The 7,040-nt window shown below is 65.5% G+C and carries 5 protein-coding genes; 2 read left to right on the top strand and 3 right to left on the bottom strand.

What is annotated here, in order from left to right; genetic code table 11:
- The coding region (gene murJ, locus Q8L83_RS10200) for a murein biosynthesis integral membrane protein MurJ (protein WP_305286568.1) at nt 1-1,707 on the top strand (1,707 nt) is incomplete at its 5' end.
- Here murJ and ggt read toward each other — a convergent pair.
- Both ggt and Q8L83_RS10190 read right to left on the bottom strand, forming a co-directional pair.
- Nucleotides 1,708-3,453: a gamma-glutamyltransferase gene (gene ggt, locus Q8L83_RS10195; protein WP_305286566.1), complete on the bottom strand. Its 1,746-nt coding sequence runs from the start codon at nt 3,451-3,453 to the stop codon at nt 1,708-1,710.
- 11 nt (nt 3,454-3,464) lie between these two features.
- A complete protein-coding gene (locus Q8L83_RS10190; RefSeq protein WP_305286564.1) occupies nt 3,465-5,558 on the bottom strand; it encodes a sodium-translocating pyrophosphatase in 2,094 nt (697 codons plus the stop codon).
- 216 nt (nt 5,559-5,774) lie between these two features.
- Between Q8L83_RS10190 and ppa the strand changes: the two genes are divergently transcribed.
- On the top strand, nt 5,775-6,317 hold the full coding sequence (ppa, locus tag Q8L83_RS10185; protein WP_305286562.1) for an inorganic diphosphatase: 543 nt from the start codon (nt 5,775-5,777) through the stop codon (nt 6,315-6,317).
- A gap of 349 nt (nt 6,318-6,666) precedes the next feature.
- Here ppa and Q8L83_RS10180 read toward each other — a convergent pair.
- Nucleotides 6,667-7,040, bottom strand: a 374-nt coding sequence (locus Q8L83_RS10180; RefSeq protein WP_305286560.1) for an aminotransferase class I/II-fold pyridoxal phosphate-dependent enzyme, incomplete at its 5' end; no start/stop codon positions are given.

Here is a 7,040-nt window from a genome sequence, read left to right as displayed (position 1 = left end):
AGCTCGCACCGGACGAACGCAAATCCGTTTCAGATCCAACTCCATGCCCACCTTTTTACATGGATCGATCAGGTTTGTCCAGCTTTACATATCAACCGCCTGTTCCGGCTCTACATTACTGATAGGGGAAATTCACCGTGCTGTCTCGCCATCCCGGATACCATAGCGGTAATGAATCTGCTCCGCGCCCTGGCCACCGTCAGCGGGATGACCCTGCTCTCCCGAATTCTGGGATTTGTCCGCGACTTCGTGATCGCCCGCAGCTTCGGCGCCGGCATGATGACCGACGCCTTCTTCGTCGCATTTCGCCTGCCCAACCTGTTGCGCCGCCTGTTTGCCGAGGGCGCCTTTTCCCAGGCGTTTGTTCCCGTGCTGGCCGAATATCGCAATCGCCGTGGCGACGACGAAACCAAGAGCCTGGTCGATCGCGTTGCCAGCGCGCTGTTCCTGATCCTGATCGGCGTCACAGCCCTCGGCATGGCCGCTGCGCCGTTGCTGATTGCCGTCACCGCACCCGGCTTCGCCGCCGACGCGGAGAAGTTCCAACTCACCGTGGAACTGACCCGGATTACCTTTCCCTACATCCTGTTCATGTCGCTGGTCGCGTTGGCCGCAGGCATCCTGAATACCTGGAGCCGCTTTGCGCTGCCCGCCTTCACGCCGGTCCTGCTCAACCTGTCCTTCATCGGCATGGCGCTGTTCGCCGCGCCGTGGTTCGATCCCCCGGTGCTGGCGCTGGCCTGGGCAGTAGTCCTGGGCGGCGCGCTGCAGCTTGGCATCCAGTTGCCGGCGCTGGCAAAGATCGGAATGTTGCCGCGCTTCGACCTGGCCTGGCGGGACGAAGGCGTGCAGCGCATTCTCAAGCTCATGGCGCCGGCGGTGCTGGGCGTCTCGGTGGCGCAGATCAGCCTGCTGATCAATACCATCTTCGCCTCCTTCCTCGAAAACGGCAGCGTCTCATGGCTCTACTACGCCGACCGGCTGATGGAGTTTCCGGCCGGCTTGCTTGGTGCGGCGCTGGGCACCATTTTGCTGCCAAGCCTGGCCAAGACCCATGCCAGCGGCAAGACGGAAGACTTTTCGGCGCTGCTCGACTGGGGCCTGCGCCTGACCTTGATGCTGACCCTGCCGGCGTCGCTGGCGCTGGCCATGCTGGCGGTGCCGCTACTGGCCACGCTGTTTCAGTACGGCGCGTTTGCCGCCGCCGATGTGTTGCGCACCCGCGAAGCCCTGGTCGCGTACTCGATCGGCCTGACCGGACTGATCCTGGTCAAGGTGCTGGCGCCCGGCTTTTACGCCCGGCAGGATATCCGCACGCCGGTCAAAATCGCCTTGGTCACGCTGGCGCTGACGCAGTTGATGAATTTTGCCTTCATCGGCTGGCTCAAGCATGCCGGATTGGCGCTGTCGATCGGCCTGGCCTCCTGTTTCAATGCCGGAATGCTATGGCGCGGCCTGCGGCAGCGCGGCGTCTACCAGCCGCGACCGGGCTGGAGCCTGTTCATGCTGAGGCTCGTCGCCGCGCTGGTGGTACTGGGCGGCGTGTTGTGGTTTGGCAGCGACCGGGATGCCGCGTGGCTGACAATGAGCGGCGGCCAGCGCGTACTGCGACTGACGGGTGTGGTGGCGGGAGGAATCGCCGGCTATTTCGCCACGTTGTGGCTGCTCGGTTTCCGTCTGCGCGATTTCCGCCGACAGGCCGCCTGATCAGTCGCCGCGGGCGACGCCTTCGCGGCGCGGATCGACCGCGCCGATCCACCACCCGCCCTTACGCACGATCAGGTGCAGGCCACTGGTCATATCGCTGCGCTGCACCGCATGACCGCGCCTTTCCAGTTCCATGGACAGGGCATCCGATACCCGCCCGCGCTCGATTTCGGTAACCCCATTGCGGTTACCGAGATGCGGCAGGGCAAGCGCAGCCGCCGGCTCCATTCGGCCATCGAGCAGCGCGACCAGGGCCCGTGCCACATAGTTGATGATGCGACTGCCGCCGGGAGAACCCAGCACCGCATACAGCCGTCCATCCGCATCGAAGACCAGCGTCGGCGCCATCGAGGACAGTGGCCGCTTGCCAGGTTCCAGCCGGTTGGCGACCGGCTTGCCGTGGCGCTCGTCGGTCAGGGAAAAATCGGTGAGCTGGTTGTTGAGCAGAAAGCCATCGACCTGAATCCGGCTGCCGAAAGCGCTTTCGATCGAACTGGTCAAAGCTACCGCATTGCCCGCCCGATCGACGATCGAAATGTGCGTGGTCGCGGGAAGTTCGGGCGCATCGTCGTCGGCCTGCGAGTGGCGTTGCGGAAGATACCCCGGCGGCGCGGCAACACCCATGCTGCGCTGACGATCAATCAGACCTGCGCGCTGCGCAAGATACTGTGATCGAAGCAGTTCGCGCTGGGGTACCGCAACGAAATCCGGATCGGCCAGATAGCGCGCCCGATCGGCGAAAGTCAGGCGCCCCGCTTCGGCGAACAGGTGCACCGCGTCCGGGCCGACCGGATCAACCGCGGGTGGTCCGCTGCGTTCCAGCAAGCCCAGCAGTTGCAGCACGCCGATGCCACCGGACGAAGGCGGCGGCATGCCGCAGATGCGCCACCGGCGATAAGCGCCGCAAACCGCGGCGCGCTCTTTCGGCTGGTAGTCGCGCAAGTCTGCGGCAGTCAGGATTCCGCCGCGCCGCGCTATCGCGCCGGCAATGCGCTCGGCGATTTGGCCATTGCGCAAGGCATTCGCGCCGCCCGCGGAAACAGCCCGCAGGACGGTGGCGAACTCCGGATTGCGCAGCATCTCGCCGACCGGCCTTGCCGCACCGTCTTCCCGGTAATACAGCGCCCGCGCCGCCGCATCACGGCGCAGCAATGGATCGTCGCGCAAGAGCACATGCAGGCGCGGCGAAATGGCGAATCCATTCTCCGCCAAGCGAATCGCCGGACGAAACAGCCGTTCCCATGCCAGCTTGCCGTGGCGTCGATGCACCGCTTCCAGCATGGCGACGAGACCCGGCACACCGACCGCCTTGCCTGTCGCCAGAAGTTCGACGAAACCTGCCGGACTTCCGTCTGCACGTCGTGTAAAGTTGGCGCTGGCGCCACGGGGAGCGGTCTCGCGGCCATCCCAGGCCGAGACCTGGCGGCGCCTCGCGTCCCAGTGCAACAGGAAGCCGCCGCCGCCCACACCGGAGGACTGCGGCTCGACCAGATTCAGCACCCATTGCGCGGCGATTGCCGCGTCAAGCGCATTGCCGCCCAACTCCAGAATTTCCGCTGCGGCGTCGGTGGCGTAGGCATTGGCGGTGACCGCCATGAAGCCGGTGCCGGCAACGGCAGGACGCGGTACGAAGCCGCTGGCTGCCTCCGGCTGCTCGCTCTGCGCCCACGCCGCAACGCTGCCCGCCAGAATGGCCAGCGCCACGAAAAAACGGGCAGCCCGCAGGCTGCCCGTTCGATCAATCATGTTACGAAGAATCACACCACCAGCGGCAGGATCAGCAACGCGACGATGTTGATGATCTTGATCAGCGGATTCACCGCGGGGCCCGCCGTATCCTTGTAGGGATCGCCCACGGTATCGCCGGTAACGGCAGCCTTGTGCGCTTCGGAACCCTTGCCGCCAAAGTTGCCCTCCTCGATGTACTTCTTGGCGTTGTCCCATGCACCACCGCCAGTCGTCATGGAAATCGCGACGAACAGGCCGGTGACGATGGTGCCCATCAGCACACCGCCAAGAGCCCGCACCCCGGCGCCGACACCGGCTACCGGAGGCATCAGGAAATTCATGGCAACGGCGACAACGACGGGAACCAGCACGGGCAGCAGCGAGGGGATCATCATTTCCTTGATCGCGGCCTTGGTCAGCATGTCGACGCAAGTGCCGTACTCCGGCTTGCCCGTGCCTTCCATGATGCCCTTGATTTCGCGGAACTGGCGGCGCACTTCGACGACAATGGCGCCGGCGGCGCGGCCGACGGCTTCCATACCCATCGCGGCGAACAGGTAGGGCACCATGCCGCCGACGAAGAGGCCGATGATCACGGCCGGGTCGGACAGATCGAACAGGAACTTGACACCCGGCCTGAAGGCTTCGAGACCGTGGGTAAAGTCGGCGAACAACACCAGCGCGGCAAGACCCGCGGAGCCAATCGCGTAGCCCTTGGTCACTGCCTTGGTGGTATTGCCGACCGCATCCAGCGGGTCCGTCACGTCACGGACTTCCTTCGGCAGTTCGGCCATCTCGGCGATGCCGCCGGCGTTGTCGGTGATCGGGCCGTAGGCGTCGAGCGCGACGATGATGCCAGCCATCGACAGCATCGACGTCGCGGCGATGGCGATGCCGTAGAGACCGCCGAGCACGTAGGACGCCCAGATGGCGGCGCACACCGACAGCACCGGCAGCGCCGTGGCCTTCATCGACACGCCGATACCGGCAATGACGTTGGTGCCATGGCCGGTGGTGGAAGCTTCGGCGATGTGGCGCACCGGCGCGTACTCCGTGGCCGTGTAGTACTCGGTGATCACCACCATCAGGCCGGTCAGCACCAGACCGATGACGGCCGCGCCATAGAGACGCATATGCGTACCGCCGCTGATACCCATGACGGCATCCAGCGCATGATCGTCGATGAAGTTCATGGTGATCGGATAGAAGGCGATCAGCGCCAGCAAGCCGGCGACGATCAGCCCCTTGTACAGCGCGGTCATGATCTTCTGGCCGGGAGTGTGCTTGACGAAGAACACGCCGATGATGGAAGCGATGATCGAGAAGCCGCCCAGCACCAGCGGATAGAGCACGGCCTGCTCGGCGAAGCCCTTGAGCAACAGGGCGCCCAGCAGCATGGTGGCGATGATCGTGACCGCGTAGGTCTCGAACAGGTCGGCCGCCATGCCGGCGCAGTCGCCCACGTTGTCACCCACGTTGTCGGCAATCACAGCCGGGTTGCGCGGGTCGTCTTCCGGAATGCCGGCCTCGACCTTGCCCACCAGGTCGGCGCCCACGTCGGCGCCCTTGGTGAAGATGCCGCCGCCCAGGCGCGCGAAAATCGAGATCAGCGACGAGCCGAAGGCAAAGCCGAGCAGCGGCTTGAGCGTGGCCGCGTCAGGCGTGGCCAGGCCGCCGATGGCGATGTAGAAGCCGCCAACGCCGATCAGCCCGAGGCCGACGACGAGCATGCCGGTGATCGCGCCGCCCTTGAAGGCGACGTCCAGTGCCGGCCCGATGCCACGCGTGGCGGCCTGCGCCGTGCGCACGTTGGCGCGCACCGAGATATTCATGCCGATGAAGCCGCAAGCGCCCGAGAGCACCGCGCCGAGCACGAAGCCGATGGCCGTCTTGCCGCCGAGGAAGATCGCAATCAGCACGGCCAGCACGACACCGACGATGGCGATGGTGCGGTACTGCCGCGCCAGGTAGGCCGCTGCACCTTGCTGGATCGCACCGGCGATTTCCTGCATGCGGGCGTTGCCGGCATCCTGTTTCAGGATCCAGCTGCGTTGCAAAAAGCCGTAGAGAACGGCCGCAAAGCCACAAGCCAGCGCCACGTAGAGCGCCATCGGGGTGGACATGAAAAACTCTCCTTCCTCAGTCGTATCTTCTGATCACTGCGCCGGCATCGCAAAGGATGGGCCGGCGCCACGGGTAAGAGTACAGCGCGGCGATGCTACGGGATGGCGCAGCCGGCCCGGCATGGTGTTTTCCTGCGGTGCACCATGGAAGGCCGTCAGGCCCTGGCAAGGCCTCTCGGTAGAATCCCGCATAGTTTTCAGCACCCGAGAGTCCCCATGAGCCTGCACAACGTGACGCCGGGCGCCAAGGCGCCCGAAGAGTTCAACGTGATCATCGAGATCCCGATGAACGCCGACCCGATCAAGTACGAAGTCGACGAAGCCAGCGGCGCCATGTTCGTCGACCGCTTCATGAGCACGTCGATGCACTACCCGTGCAACTACGGTTACGTGCCGCAGACCCTGGCCGACGACGGCGATCCGGTCGACGTGCTCGTCATCACCCCGGTGCCGCTGATCCCGGGCGTGGTCGTGACCTGCCGGCCGCTGGGCATGCTGCGCATGGACGACGAAGCCGGTGGCGACAACAAGCTGCTGGCGGTGCCGATCGACAAGGTGCTTTCGATCTACACCCAGTGGCAAAAGCCGGCCGACCTCAACCCGATGCGCCTGAACACCATCCAGCACTTCTTCGAGCACTACAAAGACCTTGAAGTTGGCAAATGGGTGAAGGTGGTGGGCTGGGAAGGTCCGGAGGCCGCGCGCGCCGAGATCGTCAGCGGCATGGCCGCCTGGGCCCAGGCGAACGCCAAAGCCTAGGAGGCTGTCGGGCTTTGGGTCGGGCCCGCGTTGACCCCGAAAGCGGGCTCAGCCTAGGCTGCGCCCGGACACAAACAGTCCTGAGGACTGTTTGTGCCTGGCGCAGGCCCGGGCCTCCCGGCCCGGGCGCAAAGCCCAGCCATACCGGTGGGTATGGCGAGCATTTGCAACGACGGATCAGCCCGCTTTCGGGGTCAACCCGAAGGGCCGGGGAGATTTCGGCTGCCATTCGTCGTTGCCGGCTCTTTGTGTGGCTCGGCTACACGCCTCGCCGACGCCTAGACTGGCAGCCGAACTCTCCCCGGCGCGGGCCCGACCCAAAGCCCGACAGCCTCCTAGAACGTCACTTTCAGGCGAGCACCGCCGCCAGCGCCACCGCGGTGCGTTCGACGTTGCCGGTGTTGAGCCCGGCCACGCACATCCGGCCCGAGCGCACCAGGTAGACGCCGAACTCGTCGCGCAGGCGGTCGACCTGGGCGGCAGACAGCCCGGTGTAGCTGAACATGCCGCGCTGGCTGAGGAAGTAGCCGAAGTCACGGCCCGGCAGCTTGGCCGACAGCACCGTGTGCAGGCTGCGCCGCATCGCCAGGATGCGCTCGCGCATGGCGGCGACGTCGGCCTCCCAGGCGCTGCGCAGCGCCGGGTCGCCGAGCACGCGGGCGACGATGCCGGCGGCGTGGATGGCCGGGCTGGAGTAATTGCGCCGCACCGTGGCCTTCATCT

This window comes from Phenylobacterium sp. (assembly GCF_030680185.1).
Taxonomy (GTDB): Bacteria; Pseudomonadota; Alphaproteobacteria; order Caulobacterales; family Caulobacteraceae; genus Phenylobacterium.
Note: the sequence above shows the minus strand (reverse complement) of the source record. Positions and strands in the feature narration are given on the sequence as shown.